General features: G+C 67.3%; 20 protein-coding genes. 3 read left to right on the forward strand and 17 right to left on the reverse strand.

Annotated features, from left to right (window positions below; genetic code table 11):
- The first annotated feature begins 1 nt into the window (after window position 1).
- Window positions 2-733, forward strand: coding sequence for an SDR family NAD(P)-dependent oxidoreductase (locus QOD90_RS22315; protein ID WP_526353147.1), 732 nt, complete (start codon window positions 2-4; stop codon window positions 731-733).
- A gap of 27 nt (window positions 734-760) precedes the next feature.
- Here the strand turns inward: QOD90_RS22315 and QOD90_RS22320 are convergent, their stop codons facing one another.
- The 5 genes from QOD90_RS22320 to ppc all read right to left on the reverse strand — a co-directional run bounded on the left by QOD90_RS22320 (window position 761) and on the right by ppc (window position 7,609).
- Window positions 761-1,564 carry an SDR family NAD(P)-dependent oxidoreductase gene (locus QOD90_RS22320; protein WP_526353149.1) on the reverse strand — a complete coding sequence of 268 codons (804 nt, stop codon included), beginning with the start codon at window positions 1,562-1,564 and terminating at the stop codon, window positions 761-763.
- 10 nt (window positions 1,565-1,574) lie between these two features.
- Window positions 1,575-2,267, reverse strand: coding sequence for a TetR/AcrR family transcriptional regulator (locus QOD90_RS22325; protein ID WP_526353151.1), 693 nt, complete (start codon window positions 2,265-2,267; stop codon window positions 1,575-1,577).
- 10 nt (window positions 2,268-2,277) lie between these two features.
- Window positions 2,278-3,423, reverse strand: coding sequence for a sulfotransferase (locus tag QOD90_RS22330; protein WP_526353153.1), 1,146 nt, complete (start codon window positions 3,421-3,423; stop codon window positions 2,278-2,280).
- Entirely contained in the window at window positions 3,420-4,625 is a 1,206-nt protein-coding gene (locus tag QOD90_RS22335; protein WP_526353183.1) for a DUF1214 domain-containing protein, read from the reverse strand. Before QOD90_RS22335 ends, QOD90_RS22330 begins: the two co-directional genes overlap by 4 nt.
- 167 nt (window positions 4,626-4,792) lie before the next feature.
- Window positions 4,793-7,609, reverse strand: coding sequence for a phosphoenolpyruvate carboxylase (gene ppc, locus QOD90_RS22340; RefSeq protein ID WP_526353155.1), 2,817 nt, complete (start codon window positions 7,607-7,609; stop codon window positions 4,793-4,795).
- Between the two features lie 83 nt (window positions 7,610-7,692).
- On the opposite strand from ppc, the gene QOD90_RS22345 reads away from it, so the two are divergent.
- Window positions 7,693-7,968: a hypothetical protein gene (locus tag QOD90_RS22345; RefSeq protein WP_526353157.1), complete on the forward strand. Its 276-nt coding sequence runs from the start codon at window positions 7,693-7,695 to the stop codon at window positions 7,966-7,968.
- On the opposite strand, the gene QOD90_RS22350 is transcribed toward QOD90_RS22345, so the two are convergent.
- Window positions 7,965-8,339: a hypothetical protein gene (locus tag QOD90_RS22350; RefSeq protein WP_526353159.1), complete on the reverse strand. Its 375-nt coding sequence runs from the start codon at window positions 8,337-8,339 to the stop codon at window positions 7,965-7,967. The two genes, QOD90_RS22345 and QOD90_RS22350, sit on opposite strands and share 4 nt — an antisense overlap.
- A gap of 56 nt (window positions 8,340-8,395) precedes the next feature.
- Window positions 8,396-8,983 (reverse strand): MspA family porin, encoded by a 588-nt coding sequence (locus tag QOD90_RS22355; RefSeq protein ID WP_526353185.1) that lies wholly within the window; start codon window positions 8,981-8,983, stop codon window positions 8,396-8,398.
- A 243-nt stretch (window positions 8,984-9,226) separates the two neighbouring features.
- On the opposite strand from QOD90_RS22355, the gene QOD90_RS22360 reads away from it, so the two are divergent.
- The gene (locus QOD90_RS22360; protein WP_526353161.1) at window positions 9,227-10,516 is read left to right on the forward strand and encodes an ankyrin repeat domain-containing protein; all 1,290 of its coding nucleotides are present in this window, start codon (window positions 9,227-9,229) and stop codon (window positions 10,514-10,516) included.
- On the opposite strand, the gene secG is transcribed toward QOD90_RS22360, so the two are convergent.
- The 10 genes from secG to QOD90_RS22410 all read right to left on the reverse strand — a co-directional run.
- The gene (gene secG, locus QOD90_RS22365) at window positions 10,495-10,731 is read right to left on the reverse strand and encodes a preprotein translocase subunit SecG (RefSeq protein WP_526353163.1); all 237 of its coding nucleotides are present in this window, start codon (window positions 10,729-10,731) and stop codon (window positions 10,495-10,497) included. The two genes, QOD90_RS22360 and secG, sit on opposite strands and share 22 nt — an antisense overlap.
- A gap of 44 nt (window positions 10,732-10,775) precedes the next feature.
- Window positions 10,776-11,561 carry a triose-phosphate isomerase gene (gene tpiA / locus QOD90_RS22370; protein ID WP_526353165.1) on the reverse strand — a complete coding sequence of 262 codons (786 nt, stop codon included), beginning with the start codon at window positions 11,559-11,561 and terminating at the stop codon, window positions 10,776-10,778.
- A gap of 9 nt (window positions 11,562-11,570) precedes the next feature.
- Window positions 11,571-12,803, reverse strand: coding sequence for a phosphoglycerate kinase (locus QOD90_RS22375; protein WP_526353167.1), 1,233 nt, complete (start codon window positions 12,801-12,803; stop codon window positions 11,571-11,573).
- A gap of 10 nt (window positions 12,804-12,813) precedes the next feature.
- Window positions 12,814-13,836: a type I glyceraldehyde-3-phosphate dehydrogenase gene (gene gap / locus QOD90_RS22380; RefSeq protein WP_526353169.1), complete on the reverse strand. Its 1,023-nt coding sequence runs from the start codon at window positions 13,834-13,836 to the stop codon at window positions 12,814-12,816.
- An 85-nt stretch (window positions 13,837-13,921) separates the two neighbouring features.
- Entirely contained in the window at window positions 13,922-14,635 is a 714-nt protein-coding gene (locus QOD90_RS22385; RefSeq protein WP_526353171.1) for an ABC transporter substrate-binding protein, read from the reverse strand.
- A gap of 4 nt (window positions 14,636-14,639) precedes the next feature.
- Window positions 14,640-15,623, reverse strand: a complete 984-nt coding sequence (whiA, locus tag QOD90_RS22390; RefSeq protein ID WP_526353173.1) for a DNA-binding protein WhiA — start codon at window positions 15,621-15,623, stop codon at window positions 14,640-14,642.
- A 7-nt stretch (window positions 15,624-15,630) separates the two neighbouring features.
- Window positions 15,631-16,632 carry a uridine diphosphate-N-acetylglucosamine-binding protein YvcK gene (gene yvcK, locus QOD90_RS22395; RefSeq protein ID WP_526353175.1) on the reverse strand — a complete coding sequence of 334 codons (1,002 nt, stop codon included), beginning with the start codon at window positions 16,630-16,632 and terminating at the stop codon, window positions 15,631-15,633.
- Window positions 16,629-17,534, reverse strand: coding sequence for an RNase adapter RapZ (rapZ, locus tag QOD90_RS22400; RefSeq protein WP_526353177.1), 906 nt, complete (start codon window positions 17,532-17,534; stop codon window positions 16,629-16,631). Before rapZ ends, yvcK begins: the two co-directional genes overlap by 4 nt.
- On the reverse strand, window positions 17,531-19,474 hold the full coding sequence (uvrC, locus tag QOD90_RS22405; protein WP_526353179.1) for an excinuclease ABC subunit UvrC: 1,944 nt from the start codon (window positions 19,472-19,474) through the stop codon (window positions 17,531-17,533). Before uvrC ends, rapZ begins: the two co-directional genes overlap by 4 nt.
- 10 nt (window positions 19,475-19,484) lie before the next feature.
- Window positions 19,485-20,082: glutamate ligase domain-containing protein (locus QOD90_RS22410; protein WP_526353181.1), on the reverse strand; the 598-nt coding region annotated here is incomplete at its 5' end.

Here is a 20,082-nt window from a genome sequence, read left to right on the forward strand (position 1 = left end):
CATCGCCGCGGGACTGGCCGCCTTCGGCGCCAGGGTCGCCATCTGGGAACGCGATCCGGAGACGTGTGCGTCCGCGGCAGACGAGATCGACGGCCTCGGCATCACCACCGATGTGCGCGACAGCGGGCAGGTCGACGCCGCGCTGGCACGGACCGTGGCCGAACTCGGACAGCCGACCATTCTGGTGAACAATGCCGGCGGCGTGTTCTGGTCCGGCATTCTCGACACCACCGAGAAGGGCTGGGATGCGCTCTACAGGTCGAACCTGCGGCACGTCTACCTGTGCACGCAACGCGTGGCACGCGGTCTCGTCGAGCAGGAGTTGCCAGGCAGCATCATCAGCGTCACCTCGATCGAAGGCGTTCGCGCCGCACCCGGGTACGCGACGTACGCGGCGGCCAAGGCCGGGGTCATCAACTACACCAAGACCGCGGCACTCGAACTCGCTCCGCACGGGATCCGGGTCAACGCGCTGGCTCCCGATCTCACGATGACCGAGGGCATCAGAGCCATCTCGCCGCCAGGCACCGAGCAGCGAGCGGGGTTGATGGTGCCGCTGGGCAGGGCGGGGCACGTCGACGAGATGGCAGGCGCTGCAGCGTTTCTCGCGTCTGACATGTCACGCTATGTCACCGGACAGACGATCCACGTCGACGGCGGTACCCACGCCGCGTCGGGCTGGTACCACCACCCCGACACCGGCGAGTACGTGCTCGCCGCCACCAAACTCTGACCGGCCGGACCCCGCAGCGCTACGGCGTCAGATGAAGTCCGATCCCCCGTCGACGTTGACGGTGGCCCCGGTGACGTACCCGTTGCGGCGGGACGCGAGGTACGTGGTGATGGATGCGATCTCCTCGGGCAGTCCGGCGCGGCCCAGATCACAGGGTTGATGGAAGTTGTCGTCGATCCACTTCATCACGTCGACCGGGTTGGTGGCGTCGAGTCCGTCGGCAGCCAGGATGTCCTTGAGGTTCTCGGTGAAGCTTGCCGTCACGATGGTGCCGGGACACACGCAGTTGACCAGAATGCCGTCACTGGCAAGGCTTTTCGACAGATTCTTGGTGATGCTGCTCAAGGCCGCCTTGGCCGCCGTATACGCGACGATCCGGGGATTCTGCCGCTGGATGGAGTGCGCGGAGAGCGTCACGACGCGGCCCCACTCGGCAGTTCGGAGCATCGGCAGCGCGGCCCGGATCGACCGCACCCCGGACATCGTCCCCAGCGCGAATGCCGCGTCCCAGTCGGCGTCGCGCATCTCCTCGAAGTAGCCGTCGCCCGGGCCGATGGTGTGGACCAAGCTGTTCAGTTCGCCCCATCGATCGGAGACGGCGGCGAAGCCCGCCGCGATCGAACCGCCGTCGCTCATGTCGACGCTGATGCCGACCGCGTCCGGCGCCCCTGCGGACAGAAGGGATTCCACCGCCGAGTCCAGCGCGGCCTGACCGCGCGCCATCACGGCGACGCGGGCACCTTCGGCGGCGAGGGTTTCGGCGATCGCCAAGCCCATCCCCTTGCTGCCGCCCGTGACCACTGCGGCCGATCCACTCAGGCCCAGATCCATGTGTCTCCTGCTATCGGTCGTGCCGCGTCGCGGCGAGGTGGTTGGTGCTCTCGGAAAGAACTCGGGAGATGGAGGCGGGCTCGACGCCAAGTCCGCGGAGGCAGAACTGCAGGACCGCTCCGCGTACCTCCAGTCGATCGCAATCGCCGTTCGCCCATTGCCTTTCGACGCTGGACCACAGCACACCCTGGATCGACAGCGCGTGCGTGGCAGGGTCCACGTCGATGAAGCAGCCCTGCTGAAGGCCCCGTTCCAGCTCCTCGATCAGTGGCGTCAAGATCTCGGCGTACGCGGCGCCGATCACCTCGGGAGCGGCGAACATCTGGGACTGCGCCTCGAGCGACATTTGCCGCAGATCGGACTTGATCTCATCGTTGAAGGCGAGATCCAGGCGCCCGTCGATCCAGGCCACGACGGCGTCCACGGGGTTCGAGCTGGTGGCCATCCGCTTGCCCAGCCTTCGGGTCTCGGCGCGGGCCATGTCCAGGAACACAGCCGATACCAGCTGATCCTTGGAGTCGAAGTGGCGGTAGAACGCTCGCGTCCCGATGCCGGCGCGGCTGAGAACCTGCGCGACGCTCAGACCTCGGACGCCCTCGTCACGGACGACTTTCGCCGCGGCCGCCACGATGGCCCGCCGCACCCGGGGGTCGGGGTCGAGCCGGCGGCCGGACCGCGAGGCATCGTCGCTTGGGGAGTTCATCCGGCCCCCGTCACGCCGAGGCGTCGTACGTCGCGAGGTAGTCACCGAACACTTCGCGCACCTGGCCTTCGGTCAGCCCGAAGTCGGCAAGTTCATACGCGTGGGTGCCGCGGGCGCCGGGCTTGTGCCCGTCGGCCCACTCCTGCACCTTCGCGCGCGCGGCATCGCCGAACTCGAGACCCAGCTTTGCGTAGCTGTCGGCGACCGTCTTGACCGAGTCGTTCTGCAGATCGGCGAAGGATACGTCGACGAAGCGGTCGTCGCCGAACTTCTTCCGAAAGTCCATCGCCCGCTCGGTCCCCTTGGCCCACCACGCCAATTGCTCGGCGCCGAGCTCGTGCAGATCCCTGCGGTCGCTGCTCCAGCTGCGGATGTAGGCGATCAGACTGCACACCGAACCCAGCACCTTGGCCGGATCGCGATGGCTCCAGAGGAACTTGGCGTTGGGGTACACCTCGACGAAGGCGTCGAGGGCGAACATGTGCACCGGCGTGCGCAGATGCCAGAGGCTCGGCTTGCAGTGCCATTGAAGGAGTTTCAGGACCTGTTGGTGGTACTCGTAGGTCTCGCGCATGTCGGTCTCGAGCAGCCACTCGATGTAGCTGGGCACGCGGACCACGCCGTCGAAGTGATAGGTCCGGAAGCTCATGCCCATCAGATCCTGACACTCGGTCGCGGCCTCGGGTTCAGAACTCATCATCGTCTTGAACTCCGGGAACATGCCGTCGATCATGGCGATGCCCTCGGCGGCCTGCGCGATGCGCGGGTCGGTGAACTGCGTGGCCGCCTCGGGAGGCGGCGTCGGTGCCTGTGACTCCCACGTGCGCAGCGACCTGAACTGCGGATCGTTGGCCACCAACTGGCCCAAAGCCGTTGTGCCCGTGCGGGGCAGCCCAAGGATGACGACCGGGCCGCCGACCACCTCGTCGGCGATCTCGGGATGCTGCCGGTAGGTCTCGATGATCTTCAGCCGCTGGATCAGGGCGTTGCTGATGGTCGCGTGCTGGATGACGGTGCCGAGCTCGTTGAGGTCGGCCTCGTCGTTCAAGCCGTCGACCGTACGCTCGAGGCCCTCCCGGTAGTAGGACGTTCCGAAGTCGTCGAGACCCGTTGCGGCACGGGCACCCTCTTCCAGTGCGTCGGCGGAGAAGGTCATCGATGGAACCTTTCGTAGACGGCGCGACGGCGTGCAGCGATCACGCGAGCCCGTTCCTCGGCGGTGGTCAGGGTGGTGTCGGGTGGCAACGCCGAGAGCACGTCGTCGACCGCGACGACGCGGGTGCTCGGGACGGGCGCGGTGTCGGTTCGGACGCAACGCAAGAGCATCGCCCCGTTGCTGTGACCCGCGGTGTCCAGCCAGTTGGCCACGCCGGGATCGGTAGCCGACAGCACGAACCGCACCAGCCCGTCGGGATCGACGACGGCTTGGTGCCCGTTGAGGCTGGACTGGTGGCGCCCGTAGTGAATCGTCTCCAGCCACGGGTTGCCGAGCGAGATGCTCCAGTAGACGCCTTCTGGGGGTTCGACCTCGAGGATCAGCGCCTGGTCGGGTTCGAGCTCGAATCGTCCGATCACGGGCCGGTTCTCGGCCGCCGCGCCCATGGATGACATGTCCATCGGCGGAATGAAGTCGTTGGCCTGTGGCATCGCGCCGAAGTCGAGGAAGAACTTCAGGTTGTCGTAGACGAACTCTCCCACCGCGTACAGCTGGCGCGCGACCGAGAGCCCGGGCTCCACCGACCTGTCGCGTCGCTCGACCTCCTCGCTGATGCGCTCGACCTTCAGCGATGCGATGACCTCGGTGTCCCAGTCGTACAGGAAGTTCCGCACGGTTAGGGTTGGGTGATCGCCTGCCAGCTTGAGCCAGTTCCCGTCGTGCTCGTCGGCCGACAGGATGGCCTCGAAGTTCCCTTCGGCATCGACCTCGAGCTCGTCGACGAGGACGTTCGAGGTGGCGGCCATGCCGTCCATGGTCTGCAGCCCGACGTAGCGGGCGGTGCCGCGGTTGCCGTAGAGCCGGTAGGACTCGCCGGCCCGGAAGCTCGCGTTCAGGTAGACGCAGTCCGGGCATTCCAGACCCCAGGTGACGACGTCGTCCATGCTGGCCCGAGAGACCGCGAGGACCGGATCGGGGTCCACGCGCAGCGCCTGGTCGATGCCGACCGCCAGCAGCACCATCAGGTGGCGCATGCCGGATGCGAAGTCGGCGCGGTTCTTGTTCACCGGCGTCGACACCACGAGTTCCTGCGCTGCGCTCAGGCGTTCCTGCAGGTGGGCCCAGGCCGCGAGGAGCTCGGGATCGTCACCCTCGCCGCCCGAGAGCGCGAACTCGGCGATCGAGTGGGGCAGCCAGGCCATGGGGTTCTTCCACGCGGTGGCGTTGGAACCTTCGGTCACGTCCTACTCCGTCTCCATCGACATCGGCACGCCCGCAAAAGTGAAAATGGCGTTTTCAGCAACGGACCGACTATCACACCCCGTGACGACGGTTGTCAATGATCGATGGAGTTCGTCCAGCCCGGCGGTCAGCCGCTGTTGCGAAGGGCGGTCGCCAACCCGCTCATGGTGAGCAGGATTCCGCGCTGAACCAGTTCGTCCTCGTCACCGGACCGGAACCGCCGCAGCAGCTCGACCTGCAGGTGATTCAGCGGCTCGAGGTACGGGAATCGGTTGAACACCGACCGCGCGAGTGCCGGATTGTCGGCCAGTAGATCCTCCTTTCCGGTGATGAGCCGCAGCATCTTGATGGTTCGATCGTGCTCGGCGACGATCTTGTCGAAGACCCTGTGCCGCAACGCTTCATCATCGACCAGTTCGGAGTACCTGGCTGCCAGCCCCATGTCCGCCTTCGCGAGCACCTGGGCCATGTTGGACAGCACGGAGCGGAAGAACGGCCACTTCTCGTAAAGGTCGCGGAGCACCTGCAGGCGGGCATCCTCCTTTCCACCGTCGGCGATGAACTCCTCGAAGGCCGTACCCGTGCCATACCAGCCGGGCAGCATGACGCGCGACTGACTCCAGGCCAGCACCCATGGAATGGCGCGCAGGTCGGAGATCGCCGTGGTTGGCTTGCGGGAAGCGGGCCGGCTGCCGATGTTGAGCGCGCCGATCTCGCTGACGGGCGTCGACTGCTTGAAGTACTCCACGAAACCCGGTGTCTCGTGCACCAGTTCGGAGTAGGCCCGCTGCGCCCGCGCGGCCAGGTCGTCGAGCACCTCGTATGCGGGTCCCGCCGCGTCGCCGAGACCCTCGACGTCGAGCAGGGTCGACTCGAGCGTCGCGGCGAGTAGCGTCTCCAGATTGCGATGGGCGATGGTCGGTTCGGCGTACTTGGCGGCGATCACCTCACCCTGCTCGGTGATGCGCAGCGAGCCCTTCACCGCTCCTGGCGGCTGCGCCAGGATGGCGTCGTAACTCGGGCCACCGCCGCGACCGACGGTGCCCCCGCGACCGTGGAACAGCCGCAGGCGAATGCCGGTCTTCCGCGCGGATTCGACCAGGTCGAGTTCGGCACGGTAGAGCGCCCAGTTGGCCGCGAGATAGCCGCCGTCCTTATTCGAGTCGGAATAGCCGAGCATCACTTCCTGCTGTTCACCGCGAGCGTGGACCAGCGCCCGGTATAGCGGAATGTCAAGCACCGCTTCGAGAATCGCCGATCCGCGCTGCAGGTCGTCGATGGTCTCGAACAGCGGCACGACGCCGACGGGGCTGTACGGCTGGTCTCCCGAGGCTCCCGCGACCACGCTGAGCAGGCCGGCCTCCTTCAGGAATACCGCCGCCTCGAGCATGTCCGATACCGACTGGCACATCGAGATGATGTAGTTCGGCACCGCCTGCGGACCGAATACCCGGACCGCCCGCGCCGCCGCCGCGGTGATGTCCAGCTCCTTGCGCGCCAGCTCCGACAATTCGGCGCCGGGACTCACCAGCGGTCGGCGAGTGGCGAGCTCCGCGGTCAGGATCTCCACCCGGTCCGCCTCCGAGAGGGAGCAGTAGTTGGGATGTACGCCCGCCCAGGCGAAAAGCTCGGCCATCACCTCCTCGTGCACGTCTGAGTTCTGCCGCAGATCCAAGCCCGACAGATGAAAACCGAAGACGTGCACGGCTTCCCGCAGTCGGGCCAGACGATCGTCGGCCAACACCGAGCTGCCGTTCGCGCGCAACGATGCGTCGATGACGTCGAGATCGGCCAGAAACGACTGCGGCGTCTCGTAACGGTCCATGCCAAGGTCGAGCTGGTGTTCCGGCTGGCGGTCCAGAATCTCGGCCGCCGTTGCCGTCAAACGTCCGTGGATCACTCGCAGTGCACGCCGGTACGGTTCATCGGCACGGGCCGGCTCGCCACAGGTGTCGGCGAGCGCTTGCAGCTCATCGCTGATCCGCACCAGCCGCACCGACATGGACAGTTCCTCTTCGAGCGCGGTCAGCTCGACGAAGTAGTGCGAGAGTGCGGTGTGAGCGGCGCTACCGGTGGCCAGCCGGACGACCTCGGACGTCACGTTCGGGTTGCCGTCGCGGTCGCCACCGATCCAGGAGCCGGGGCGCAGAATGGGCTGCTCGAGCACGTGGGCGTCGGGCCAACGGGCCTGCAGAGCGGTGCGTACTTCGGCGTTGACCTTCGGGATCACCTCGAAGAACGCGGCTGGGTAATACCGCAGTCCGGTTTCGATCTCGTCCTGAATCTTCAACCGCGACAACCGGATCAGCGCCGTCTGCCACAGCGTGAGGATGTTCCGTCGCAGCTCCAGGTCGATGCTGCGACCGTCGTCGGTGCTGGTGTGCCCGTGCATGCGCAGCCGCATCAGCTCGGTGATCCGGTGCTGAGTGTCGAACACCGTCCTTCTGCGCGTCTCGGTGGGGTGCGCGGTGATCACCGGTGACACCAGCGCTCCGGTGAGGGCGTCGGCCACGGTCGCGGAGTCCAGCTGGGCGGACTCCAGCTTCAGATAGGTGGCCGCCAGGCTGCTGGGCTGCGGCGCCTCGCCGGCCTCGACGTGAACCGCGCGGCGCCGTTCCCGGTGGATGTCCTCGGCGACGTTGGCCAGCAGGGCGAAGTGGGTGAAGGCCCGAATGACCGGAATCGCGTCGTGGATATCGATGCCGTCGAACAGGCCCGCGAGTTCGGCCCGGTCGATCTCGGAACGTCGCACCCGGAAGGACCCGACCCTGGCCCGCTCCACGAGGTCGAAGACCGCGTCACCGTTCTGCTCGCGAACGGTGTCGCCCAGTATCGCGCCGAGCAGACGGATGTCCTCACGCATCGGTTCGGTCGCCTCGCGGCCTACCTGGGTTCGGCGCACCGAGCCGATGGGTGCGAGGGCGGTATCGGGAGCATCGGCCATGGTTTCAAGTATCGACGTACCGGGAACAGGCCGCATTACAAGCCCGAACTTCCTGGTCCGTGGCACACACCGTGGAGACGCAAATGACCTTAGGACCCGCCATCCCGATGACCAGGATCCTCGCCGCCTGCTGCGGCGCAGCCGCGATCTCCCTCGCCGTCGTGGCTCTGCCCGCCACTGCGAGCGCGGCACCCGAGTGCCCGAACTCGGTGGCCGGTAGCCCGACGCAGTGCTGCGTGAAGGTCGGAGACGCACCAGGCCCGGGCCCGGACTGCACCAGCAAACAGTCCGTCGGGCGGGGGCTGCTCGGCACCACACCTGTCCTCGGCAACCTACCTGGTGTCGGCGGCCTGCTCTAGGGAGTCGCGCCGGCCGTAGTCACGATCGGTGTCTGGGTCGTCGGCGCCGACGGTGCGCCCACCGCGACGATGGGGATAGGCGGCGTCGACGTGCTCGTCGCGTCGGATGCGTTGGCGGGTTTCGGAGGTGGTACTTGACCGTCGGGCACGACGATTGGCGCCGAACCACCCGCGTCGCTCCCCCCTTCGGCGTTGGCGGAGTCCGTGTTCTGCGACGGCGGCCAGTCCACGCCGGTCGGCGGCCAGCTCTCGCCACCCGAACCTGACGTGTCGCCAGGAGGAGGACACCCGGAACCAGCGCCGAAGTCCCCGGCGCCAGAGCAATCCGCGTGGGCCGGATCGGCGAGCACGACGGCGGTCGGGCAAATCAAGAGCGACGCCGAACACAATGCGGCCGCAGATCGTCTGGAGAACTTCCTGGACGGCCTCACAGCGAGAGGATGTCCCCGTAGGCGTTCACACTGTCGTCGGACTTGTCGGTGTCGATCATCACCGAGGCGAAGAACCGGACGGAGACCGCGCCGCCGCAGGCGTCCACCTTGACGTGTGCATCGTGGACCACGATCTCCCCGGTGCGGCCCTTGAGGGACTTCTTGCCGAGACCGATGTTCGTGATGGTTCCGGGGAGGAGGTTGATCGAGACATTGCCCCCTAGGTCCGCGTACGGGCCGAAGTCACTGAGCAGGTTGCTGCCGCCGGTGAAGCCGGGGTTGATCCCGAGGTCGGCATCGCCTCCCACGCTCCCGCCCTCGCTGAGGTCAATCTGGCAACCCAGTTGCAGACCGAGGATCAGAGTGCCGGAGTTTACTGCCGCGGTGCCGTTGCCATCGATGGTGGCGGAGGCCTTGCCCGTGACGAAGCCCTCCCTGGTGAAGGCGGTCGCGGCCATGTTGGGCACCGAATTGATCGTCATCCGCGTCAGGGCTGCGCTGAGATGCCAGCCGTCGTCGGTGTCCGCGGACTGAGTCACGTCGGCGACGGGAAGCGGGTCAGCCGCGGCCACTCCCGCACCCAGACACAGAAGGACCGCCGAAAGGACGCCTGCGCGGCGAAGTCTGGGCACGGGGCGATCGTAGGGGCCCGTGCTGAGTGATTCCTGAACTCCTCGGGTAGCGTCGGCGATGGCGTCCAGGGCGCCTCCGGTAACGCGGTCTGTGGCCGAGAAGGTGACTCAGCCTTCCTGGAGTGGGAACCGATCAGGCCCGTCCTCCTTTCGGCCCGACGCAGCGGACCTCGGGTACGACGAAAGGAGGCCGTCATGGCCCCATCCCTGCCCAACAATCCCTCCCTGGTGCGATTCCGCCGCGATGCACGTCGGCTGCAACGTGCGGTGCGCGACGGCTCCGCCGATGAGCACGACGCGGCGCTTGCGCTGGTGTCGCGTCACCATCCCGGCGGGCTGCCCGCCGACCCCGCCGAATTCGCCTTGACCGCGGCCCAATTGGTGGTGGCGCGGACGGTCGGCTTCAGCAGTTGGCCGCGACTTCAGGCCTATCTGCGCACGGCCGAGCAACTCCGACGCGACCCCACGGTCACCGTGAATGACGATCCGCTGCAACGCTTCCTGTCGCTGGCGTGCCTCACCTACTCGCAGGAGGACGGCCCGGCCAGGTGGTCGGCCGCCGGTGAGATTCTGCGGGCCAACCCCGACCTGCCCGAGCGGAGCCTCTACGCTGCGGCGGCCATCGGCGACCCGTCCGCCGTGCGGGCGCACCTCGCGGACCGACCGCGTGGTGCGCGTGACCAAGGCGGTCCCTTCGGGTTGACGGCGCTGTTTCACCTGGCGGCCTCGCGGGTGCCCCAATCCGACCCGCTGACGACGGCCCAGCTGCTGCTCGACGCCGGGGCTGACCCGGACGCCGGGTATCTATGGCTCGGCCTCCCGACGCCGTTCACCGTGCTGACGCTGTGTTTCGGCGAGGGCGAGGCGGGTCCGGGCAGGCAACCCCGACACCCGGCCTGCGACGACTTGGCATTGTTGCTGCTCGCCCGTGGTGCCGATCCGAATGACGCGCAGACGTTGTACAACCGCATGTTCGGCCGAGACGATGGCCACCTGCGGATCCTGTTGGATGCCGGACTCGGCCACGGCGACGGCGGAACGTGGCACCGCCGAATCGGCGAGGCGCTGGAAAGCCCGATCGACATGGTGCAGCGTCAGGTCGACTGGGCGCGGGACCGCGGCTTCACCGAACGCCTCGAGTTGCTGGCTGCCCATGGGTTCACGGCCGGCCGCCCCGCGGACTCGCCGTCGCCGTGGCGACCCGATCCCCCGCAGCCGCCAATCGCCGCTGCGGGCACTCCGGACGGCGTGCGGGCACTGGCCGCCGCGGGAGGTGCCCTCGATGCCCTCTTCGACGGCCACACGATGTTGCACCACGCGGCATGGATCGGAGACGTCGAACTGGTTGAGGCGCTACTCGAATGCGGGGCCGACCCCGATGTAGTCGACGCCGAGCACGGCATGACGCCACTGGGCTGGGCCGAGCACGGTCACGCGGCGGCGACCGCGGCGATTCTCAAGCGTCAGGCGCCGTACTTGATCTGAAGCGCGACGGCGATGATCGAGACCAGCCAGATGCCGGTGATGAAGTAGGTCAGGCGGTCGAGGTTCTTCTCGACGACCGTTGATCCGGAGAGGCTGGACTGCACACCGCCACCAAACAGCGTCGACAGGCCGCCACCCTTGGCCCGATGCAGAAGCACCAACAGGATCACCAGAACGCTGGTGACGACGAGGGTGATCTGCAGAGCGAAAATCATGGACGCCAGAATACCGGGCGAGCTGCCGAATCACGGCTTCGGGGTCAGGGCAGGGGTCCACCAGCGGCGATCGCCGAAAGGATGGCGAACTGTTCGCCGTCCAGTGACGCACCGCCGACGAGGGCCCCGTCCACGTCGGACTGCCCGACGATCTCCCCCACGTTCTTGGCGCTCACCGATCCGCCATAGAGCACGCGGACGGTGTCGGCGATGGCCGGCGTCGCCAGCTCGGCCAGTTCGGTGCGGATCGCGGCGCAGACCTCCTGCGCGTCGGCGGCGCTGGCCACCCGACCGGTACCGATCGCCCAGACCGGCTCGTAGGCGATGACGCTCGACTCGATTTGTTCGGCAGAGAGCCCGGCCAGCGAGCCCTTCAACTGGTTGACGTTGTAGGCGACGTGATCCCCGGCCTCGCGGATCTCGAGTCCCTCGCCGATGCAGATGATCGGCGTCAGCCCGTGTTTGAGAGCGGCCGCTGCCTTCGCGGCGACCAGCGCGTCGTCCTCGTCGTGATATGTGCGGCGCTCGGAGTGACCGACCACCGCGAAGGTGCATCCGAGTTTGGCCAGGAACGCGCCGCTGATCTCGCCGGTGTACGCCCCGGAATCGTGCTTGGACACGTCCTGAGCGCCGTAGGTGAGCCGGAGCTTGTCACCGTCGACGAGGGTCTGCACACTGCGCAGATCGGTGAACGGCGGGATGACCGTCACGTCGACCTTGTCGAAGTACTTGTCCGGCAACGAGAAGGCGATCTTCTGCACCAGGGCGATGGCCTCGAAGTGATTGAGGTTCATCTTCCAGTTGCCGGCGATCAGCGGCTTGCGGGGCACAGGGGTCTCCTAGTTCTGAACGGACAAGATTTGGATACCAGGTAGCTCTTTGCCCTCAAGGTATTCCAGCGATGCCCCGCCGCCGGTCGAAATGTGCGAGAAGCCGTCCTCGGGAAGGCCGAGTTGGCGTACGGCGGCAGCCGAATCGCCGCCACCGACGACGCTGAACGCGCCCTTGGCCGTCGCGCCGATGACGGCCTCCGCGACGCCCTTGGTGCCCGCGGCGAACGCCGGGAACTCGAAGACGCCCATCGGGCCGTTCCAGAACACGGTCTTGGCGTTCGAGAGCAGCGCGGTGAACCGCCTCACCGACTCGGGGCCGATGTCCAGCCCCATCCTGTCCTCGGCGATCTTGTCCGCGGCCACCGTCTCCGGTGCGGAGTCCGCGGCGAACTTCTCCGCCACGACGATGTCCACCGGCAGGTGGATGACGTCGCCGTAGTCCTCGAGAAGCTTCTTGCAGGTGTCGATCATCTCCGGCTGCAGCAGCGACGTGCCGACCGAAACTCCTTGCGCAGCAAGGAATGTGAAGCACATTCCGCCACCGATGATGATGCTGTCGGCCTTGGTGGCCAGATTCTCGATGACGGCCAGCTTGTCGGAGACCTTCGAGCCGCCGAGCACCACGGCGTACGGCCGCTCGGTTGACGACGTCAGTTGCTGGAGCACCTTGACCTCGGTCGCCACCAGCGTCCCCGCGTAATGCGGCAGCAACGTCGCGACGTCATAGACCGACGCCTGCTTGCGGTGCACGACGCCGAAGCCGTCGGACACGAACGCGCCAGGGGAACCGTCGGCGCCGCTGACGAGCTCGGCCAACTCCTTGGCCAGCGCGAGCCGCTCGGCGTCGTCCTTGCTGGTTTCACGCGGATCGAAGCGGATGTTCTCGACCATCAGCACGTCGCCGTCGGTCAAGCCTTCCGCGCGGGCCAGCGCGTCGGAGCCCACGACGTCGGTGGCCAACTGAACGTGCCTACCGAGTTCTGCGCCGAGGGCCGCCGCGACGGGCGCCAACGAGAACTTGGGGTCCGGCCCATCCTTGGGCCGGCCCAGGTGCGCGGTGACGACGACCTTGGCTCCGGCGTCGGACAACGCCTTGAGCGTTGGCACCGACGCCAGGATGCGACCCGGGTCGGTGATGGTGCCCTCGTCGTCGAGCGGGACGTTCAGGTCGGAGCGCACCAGCACGCCCCGACCCTCGACGCCTTCGGCCAGCAGATCTTCGAGTGATTTGATCGACACGACTATCCGGTCAGAGCGACTTGCCGACCAGCGAGACCAGGTCGACCAGGCGGTTGGAGTAGCCCCACTCGTTGTCGTACCAGGACACGACCTTGGCCTGGTTGTCGATCACCTTGGTCAAGCCGGAGTCGAAGATCGAGCTGTGCGGGTCTGTGACGATGTCGCTCGACACGATCGGCGCGTCGTAGTACTTGAGGATGCCCTTGAGCTTGCCCTCGGCGGCGGCCTTGAAGACGGCGTTGATTTCGGCGGCGGTGCCGGACTTGGCCAGCTCGACCGTCAAGTCGGTGACCGAGCCGGTGGGGATCGGCACCCGCAGCGCGTAGCCGTCCAGCTTGCCCTTGAGCTCCGGAAGCACCAGGCCGATGGCCTTGGCGGCACCGGTCGAGGTCGGGACGATGTTCAGTGCGGCGGCGCGGGCACGACGCAGGTCGCTATGCGGGCCGTCCTGCAGGTTCTGGTCCTGCGTGTACGCGTGAATCGTGGTCATCAGGCCCTTGACGATGCCGAACTCGTCATTGAGGACCTTGGCCAGCGGGCCGAGGCAGTTCGTGGTGCACGAGGCGTTGGAGATGATGTTCTGGCTGCCGTCATACTTGTCGTCGTTGACGCCGATGACGATCGTGATGTCCGGGTCGGTGGCCGGCGCGGAGATGATGACCTTCTTGGCGCCCGCGTCCAGGTGGCCCTTGGCCTTGGCGGCGTTGGTGAAGATGCCGGTGGACTCGACGACGACGTCGACGCCCAGGTCACCCCACGGCAGTTCCGCCGGACCGGCCTTGACCTCGAGTGCCTTGATCTTGGTGTCGCCGACGACGATGATGTCGTCGCCTTCCAGGCTGACGTCGTAGGGCAGCCGGCCCAGGATCGAGTCGAACTTCAGCAGGTGCGCCAACGTGGCGTTGTCCGTGAGGTCGTTGACCGCCACGATCTCGATGTCGGTGTTGTTGCCGAGCGCCTTCTGGGCGTCAAGGGCCCTGAAGAAGTTGCGCCCGATTCGGCCGAAGCCGTTAACGCCTACCCGAACCGTCACTGTCTTGCTCCTTAGATCTCGAAGATGCTCGGGGATCAGCCTAGTGGTGCGACGAACTCGGCGCGAAGGCTGGGCTGACGCCCAATCACAGGGCGGCCAGACTCTGATCGCGGTACGGGTTGCCGAGCCATTTGCGCCGCATTTCCTGCAGGCTGCCGTCGGCTTCGAGTTGCTCCTGCGCCGCTGCGATCTTCGTCAATTGCGAGCCATCCCCCCGCGCGACGGCGATCGCGATCTCCTCCCGCGTGATCCCGTGCTGTACCACGTCGACGTCCGCGATGGATCTGACGAGTTCGGTCAACACCGGCCCGAGCTTCATGACGGCATCGCAACCACCCGACGCGAGATCCGAGATGGCCGACCTGATGTCGCCGTAGTCGTAGACGCGGACGGCCTTGGCCCTGCCCCGGGCGACGAGGCGCTCGGCGATCGGCTGACTGGTGTTGCCCTGCTGCACACCGATTCTCAGCCCGGCGAGGTCCTCGATCGATCTGACCGTCGGGAGGCGGGCGCTGTCGACCGCGAGCGACTGTCCCGAAATCAGGTAGGCCGGGGCGAAGTCCGCCTTCCGCGCACGCTCGGGGGTGACCGTGGTGCCCGCGATGACACAGTCATATGCGCCCGCCGACAACTCGTCGAAGATGCCGTCGAAATCGGCACCCTCGTAGGCGATGAGCTCCACCGACCTCCCCAGAACCGCACCAAGGGCGTCGATCAGATCGAGGTCGAGGCCGCCACCATCGGACATCCCGTTGAACGGCGGATCGGGCATGGCCGTTCCGACCCGCAGAGTGGTCACGGTGTCAGGCGTCGTCGAGCAGATCCGGGGTGACCGCCGACTCGGTATCGGGAATGCCGTCCTGCTTGGCCTTGCGGTCGGCCATCGACAGCAGCCGCCGAATGCGACCTGCGACGGCATCTTTGGTCATCGGAGGCTCGGCCAGCCGGCCCAGTTCCTCCAGCGACGCCTGCCGGTGTTCGACCCGCAGCCGCCCCGCCGCCGACAGGTGGTCGGGAACGGAATCACCGAGGATGTTCAGCGCGCGTTCGACACGGGCCGCGGCGGCGACCGCTGCCCGCGCAGACCGCCGAAGGTTCGCATCGTCGAAGTTGGCCAGCCGGTTCGCCGTCGCGCGCACCTCACGGCGCAGCCGACGTTCCTCCCACGTGAGCCGGGTGTCCTGGGCGCCCATCCGCGTCAACAGCGCACCGATGGCCTCACCGTCGCGCACCACGACCCGGTCGCTGCCACGCACCTCGCGAGCCTTCGCGCTGACGCCGAGTCGACGTGCCGCTCCGACCAGCGCCAGGGCCGCCTCTGGGCCGGGGCAGCTGATCTCCAGCGACGACGACCGGCCGGGCTCGGTCAGCGAGCCGTGCGCCAAAAACGCTCCGCGCCAAGCGGCTTCGGCGTCACCGACGCTGCCGCCAACGACCTGGGCCGGCAAGCCGCGCACCGGCCGACCACGAAGGTCCAGCAATCCGGTCTGACGGGCGAGGGCCTCACCGTCCTGCGCCACCCGCACCACGTACCTGGTGCCCTTCCGGATACCGCTGGCCGTGAGCACGTGCACGACGGCGTTGTAGCCGTACAGATCGTGGATGTCCTTGCGCAGCCGCCGCGCGATGACCCCGAGGTCCACCTCTGCCTCGACCACCACTCGGCCAGCCACGTTGTGCAAACCGCCCGCAAAGCGCAGCAGGGAAGCCACCTCCGCGCGTCGCGCGCTGACCGAGTTGATCACGAGTCGGCTGAGCTCGTCCTTGACCTCGGCTGTCATCGCCACGAAATCGTCACCTCTCGTCGATCGACTGCGCAGCGGGCGCCGGGGCCGTCGGCGCCACGGGTGCACTACCGCGCAGCCGCACCCGCTCCAGCGCCGCAGCCAACTTCGCCGGGTCATGTAATGGTGTACCAGGTCTGGACACGTCAGCAAACTCAACCTGAGCCTCGAGGGTGGCCGCGGTCCGCCGAAGTTGGTCCCGTTCCCGTTCGCCGGGTACGCCTGCCGCGTCGACGACGATGTCGTGAACGGTGAATCCTGGCGCATGTTGCGCCAGTACGTGGATGTGGCGCTCGGCGGAGAAACCCGCTGTCTCCCCCGGCTCGGCCACCAGGTTCAGCACCAGGGCGCGCCGCGCCTCCGTGGCTTGAAGTGCCGCCGCCAGCTGCGGCACCAGCACGTGCGGAATCACGCTGGTGAACCACGACCCCGGCCCGAGGACGACGAGGTCCGCTGCCATGATCGCGTCGACGGCCTGCCGGGTGGCAGGCGGATTGCCGGGATTCAAGCGGACCCGGCGCACTTTGCCCACCGTGGTGGCCACCGCAACCTGACCTCTGATCACCCGGCTCATCCGTGGATCGGACTCCAGCCCCGCCACGTCCGCTTCGATCTGCAACGCGATCGGACACATCGGCAGCACCCGGCCCTTGAGGTCGAGGATTCGGCCGAGTTCGTCGAGCGCCGCGACGGGGTCGGCGAGCACTTCGTTGAGTCCGGCGAGCAGCAGGTTGCCGATCGGATGGCCGGCCAGGGCGCCGCTGCCACCGAACCTGTGCTGCAGGATGGTCGCCCATAGGTGGCCGTGCGGACTGTCGGATGCCAACGCCGCCAACGCCATTCGCAGGTCGCCAGGTGGCACGACGTCAAGCTCGCTGCGCAGCCGACCCGACGAGCCGCCATCGTCGGCAACCGTCACCACCGCCGTCACGTGAGGCGTTAGCCGTCGCAACGCGGACAGAGTCGCGTACAACCCGTGGCCGCCGCCAAGTGCGACGATCCGTGCGCTCATTCGCGACCCAGATCCCGGTGCAGCACCCGCACCGTCAGATCGTCGTCCCCGCCGAGTCGCTCGACGAGGGCCTCGGCGATGGCGACGCTGCGATGCTTGCCGCCCGTGCAACCGATCGCGACGGTCATGTAGCGCTTGCCCTCCCTGCGGTATCCGTCGATGACGACGTCCAGCAGCCGATGGTAGGTGTCGATGAAGTCGACCGCCCCCGGTTGGCCAAGGACGTAGTCGCGCACCGCCGGGTGCTGACCCGTATGCGGCCGCAATTCGTCGACCCAGTGCGGGTTCGGGAGGAAGCGGACGTCCATCACGGTGTCGGCGTCCATCGGAAGGCCGTACTTGTAACCGAAGGATTCGACGGTGACGTTGGTGTTCGCCACGGTCTCGGCGGCGAAGGCACGCTCGATTGCCTCTCGAAGGGCGGGCACCGGCAGCGACGACGTGTCGATCACCAGATCGGCCGCCGCGCGGATGGGGGCCAGCATCCTGCGCTCCGCGGAAATGCCTTCGGCCAGAGTCTGATTGCCCTGCAGCGGATGGCTGCGACGGTTCTGTTCGTACCGGCGGACGAGGATGTCGTCGGACGCCTCGAGGAACAACACGCGAGGGGTGATGTTGCGGGTGGCCAGGTCGTGACGGACCCATTCCAGGTCACCGGTGAAGCCGCGGGAGCGGACGTCCATGACGACCGCGAGCTGGGTGATGCGCGAGCCCGCCGCCAGACCCAGTTCGACCATGCGGGCGATCAGCTCCGGCGGAAGGTTGTCGGCGACGTACCAGCCCAGGTCCTCGAGAACCTTGGCCGCGGTCCCCCGGCCTGCTCCCGACAGTCCGGTGACGAGGACGACGTCGATCCCAGCGGCCTCCGGCTTCTCGCTCGACATCATCCCCTGGCCCGTCATTTCGACACCTCGTCCTTGATCGTAGGCACGCCGAGTGCCTCGAGGACGGCGTTCGCCGTGGCCACTCCGATTCCCGGTACCGCCGTGATCTCCTCGACGCTGGCGTCCATGAGCCGGGCCACCGAACCAAAATGTGTCACCAACGCCTTGCGCCTGTGCTCCCCCAGACCCCGGACGGAGTCTAGTGCCGACGCGGTCATCCGCTTCGACCGCTTGCTGCGGTGGTAACTGATCGCGAACCGGTGCGCCTCGTCCCGCACGCGCTGCAGCAGGTAGAGACCGTCGCTATTGCGCGGCATGATCACCGGATCCGGCTCCGACGGGACCCAGACCTCCTCCAGTCGCTTGGCCAAGCCGATGACGGCCACATCGGTGACACCGAGTTCGTCGAGGACTGCGGCGGCGGCGTTCACCTGAGGTGCGCCACCGTCGACGACGAAGAGGTTGGGCGGATAGGCGAACCTACGGGGCCTTCCGTCCTCGACCGTCGGCGCCTGGGCATCGGCCACGTGCCGCGCGAAGCGACGCCGCGTCACCTCGGCGATGGATGCGACGTCGTCGGAGCGTCCATCTCCCGCCGCCTCCCGGATGGCGTAGTGCCGGTAGTCCGACTTGCGGGGCAGCCCGTCCTCGAACACCACCAACGACGCCACCACGTCGGTGCCCTGGACGTGGCTGATGTCCACGCACTCGATCCGAAGCGGCGCGTCGGCGAGGCCGAGGAATTCCTGGATGCTCTGCAGCGCTTCGGATCTCGCGTTGAAGTCACCGGCGCGCTTGAGCTTGTGCTGAGCCAACGCATCCTGCGCATTGCGATGCACTGTCTCGGCAAGCGCCCGCTTGTCACCGCGGGTCGGTACCCGTAGCTGAACGTTCGACCCGCGAAGTCCGCTCAGCCAGGCGGCGAGCTCGTCGGCGTTGGCGGGCAGCACGGGAACCAGAACCTGCCTCGGCACCAGGTTGGTGGCGTCATCGGCCGCCCCGCCGAGTTCGGCCTGATCGCCGTAGAACTGCGTGATGAACTGTTCGACGAGGTGTTCCCGCCCCGATTTTCCTGGCTCGCCGGACTTCTCGACGACCCAGCCACGCTGGCCGCGCACCCGCCCGCCGCGCACGTGAAACACCTGCACGGCGGCCTCGAGCTCGTCGTCGGCGAACGCGACGACGTCGGCGTCGGTGCCGTCACCGAAGACCACGGTCTGCTTCTCCAGCGCGCGCTTGAGTGCCGAAATGTTGTCCCGCAGCCGGGCGGCCCGCTCGAAGTCGAGCTGTGCGGACGCAGCGTTCATCTGCTGCTCCATGTCGCGCGCGAGCCGATCGGTCTTGCCTGCCAGGAAGTCGCAGAAGTCGAGGACGATCCTGCGGTGCTCGTCGGCGCTGACCCGTCCGACGCATGGTGCCGAGCACTTGTCGATGTAGCCGAGCAGACAGGGCCGACCAATTTGGTTGTGCCGCTTGAACACCCCCGCCGAGCAGGTGCGCGCCGGGAAGACCCGGGTCAGAAGGTCGAGGGTTTCGCGGATGGCCCAGGCGTGGGAGTAGGGACCGAAGTAGCGGACGCCCTTGCGGCGCGGACCGCGGTAGACGAACAGCCGCGGGTACTCCTCGTTCAGCGTGACCGCGAGAACCGGGTACGACTTGTCGTCGCGGTAGCGGATGTTGAACCGTGGATCGAACTCCTTGATCCAGTTGTATTCCAGCTGCAGCGCTTCGACTTCGGTGCCGACGACCGTCCATTCGACGCTGCCGGCGGTCGTCACCATCTGCCTGGTGCGCGGGGCAAGACCGGACAGGTCGGCGAAGTAGGAGTTGAGCCGGCTGCGGAGGCTCTTGGCCTTGCCGACGTAGATCACCCGGCCGTGCGGATCGCGGAACCGGTAGACGCCGGGCTCGACGGGTATCGAGCCCGTGGCAGGCCGGTAGGTCGCTGGATCGGGCACGGGTTCCAGGTTAGTGCGGGCCGCTGACGGTGCCCGCAAGCCCGTCGATGAAATCGCAGAATGCCGAGGCCTTCGCCTCGTAATTGGTGAACAGGTCGTAGCTCGCCGCGCCAGGCGACAGAAGGACGACGTCGACGTCGGACAGCGCCGCCGCCGTGCGCACGGCCTCCTCGAGGCTGTGCACCGGGTGCGTGCGGGACGGATGCTTGCGCGCAAACTCCGCCCCGATCGCGACCCCGTTGGTCGGTGATTGGATCAGGGAGACCCGCCGCTCGCCGCGACACAGGTAGTCGTCGAGCTGTTCGTAGTTCAGCTGACGATCCAGGCCGCCGACGATCAAGGCGACGTGCTCATCTGGATCCATCGCCCGAAGTGCCGCGGTGACGCTCTCCCCCGTCGTCGCGAGGGTGTCGTCGATCCACCGGATGCGCCCGGTGGTGCGGACGGTCTGCAGGCGGTGCGGCAGCCCCGGATTGGTGTGCACGGCGGCGTCTAACTCGTCGGGCGTCACCGCCCTGCAAAGCACCTCCGCCGCGGCCGCGGCGGCCAGCGCCGCATTCGCGACGTTGTGCTCATAGGTCATCACCGAGCGACCCGAAACCCGGCGC

The organism is Mycobacterium sp. (assembly GCF_032161845.1).
In the GTDB taxonomy this organism is placed as follows: domain Bacteria; phylum Actinomycetota; class Actinomycetes; order Mycobacteriales; family Mycobacteriaceae; genus Mycobacterium.

Excerpts from the sequence above, each read along its gene's own strand:
- secG (WP_526353163.1), bottom strand. The coding sequence starts at position 10,731 with ATGATTTTCGCTCTGCAGATCACCCTCGTCGTCACCAGCGTTCTGGTG.
- yvcK (WP_526353175.1), bottom strand. The coding sequence starts at position 16,632 with ATGAGCGCACGGATCGTCGCACTTGGCGGCGGCCACGGGTTGTACGCG.
- rapZ (WP_526353177.1), bottom strand. The coding sequence starts at position 17,534 with ATGACGGGCCAGGGGATGATGTCGAGCGAGAAGCCGGAGGCCGCTGGG.
- QOD90_RS22330 (WP_526353153.1), bottom strand. The coding sequence starts at position 3,423 with ATGACCTTCTCCGCCGACGCACTGGAAGAGGGTGCCCGTGCCGCAACG.
- QOD90_RS22320 (WP_526353149.1), bottom strand. The coding sequence starts at position 1,564 with ATGGATCTGGGCCTGAGTGGATCGGCCGCAGTGGTCACGGGCGGCAGC.
- ppc (WP_526353155.1), bottom strand. The coding sequence starts at position 7,609 with ATGGCCGATGCTCCCGATACCGCCCTCGCACCCATCGGCTCGGTGCGC.
- QOD90_RS22360 (WP_526353161.1), top strand. The coding sequence starts at position 9,227 with ATGGCCCCATCCCTGCCCAACAATCCCTCCCTGGTGCGATTCCGCCGC.
- QOD90_RS22335 (WP_526353183.1), bottom strand. The coding sequence starts at position 4,625 with ATGGCCTGGCTGCCCCACTCGATCGCCGAGTTCGCGCTCTCGGGCGGC.
- QOD90_RS22345 (WP_526353157.1), top strand. The coding sequence starts at position 7,693 with ATGACCTTAGGACCCGCCATCCCGATGACCAGGATCCTCGCCGCCTGC.
- QOD90_RS22325 (WP_526353151.1), bottom strand. The coding sequence starts at position 2,267 with ATGAACTCCCCAAGCGACGATGCCTCGCGGTCCGGCCGCCGGCTCGAC.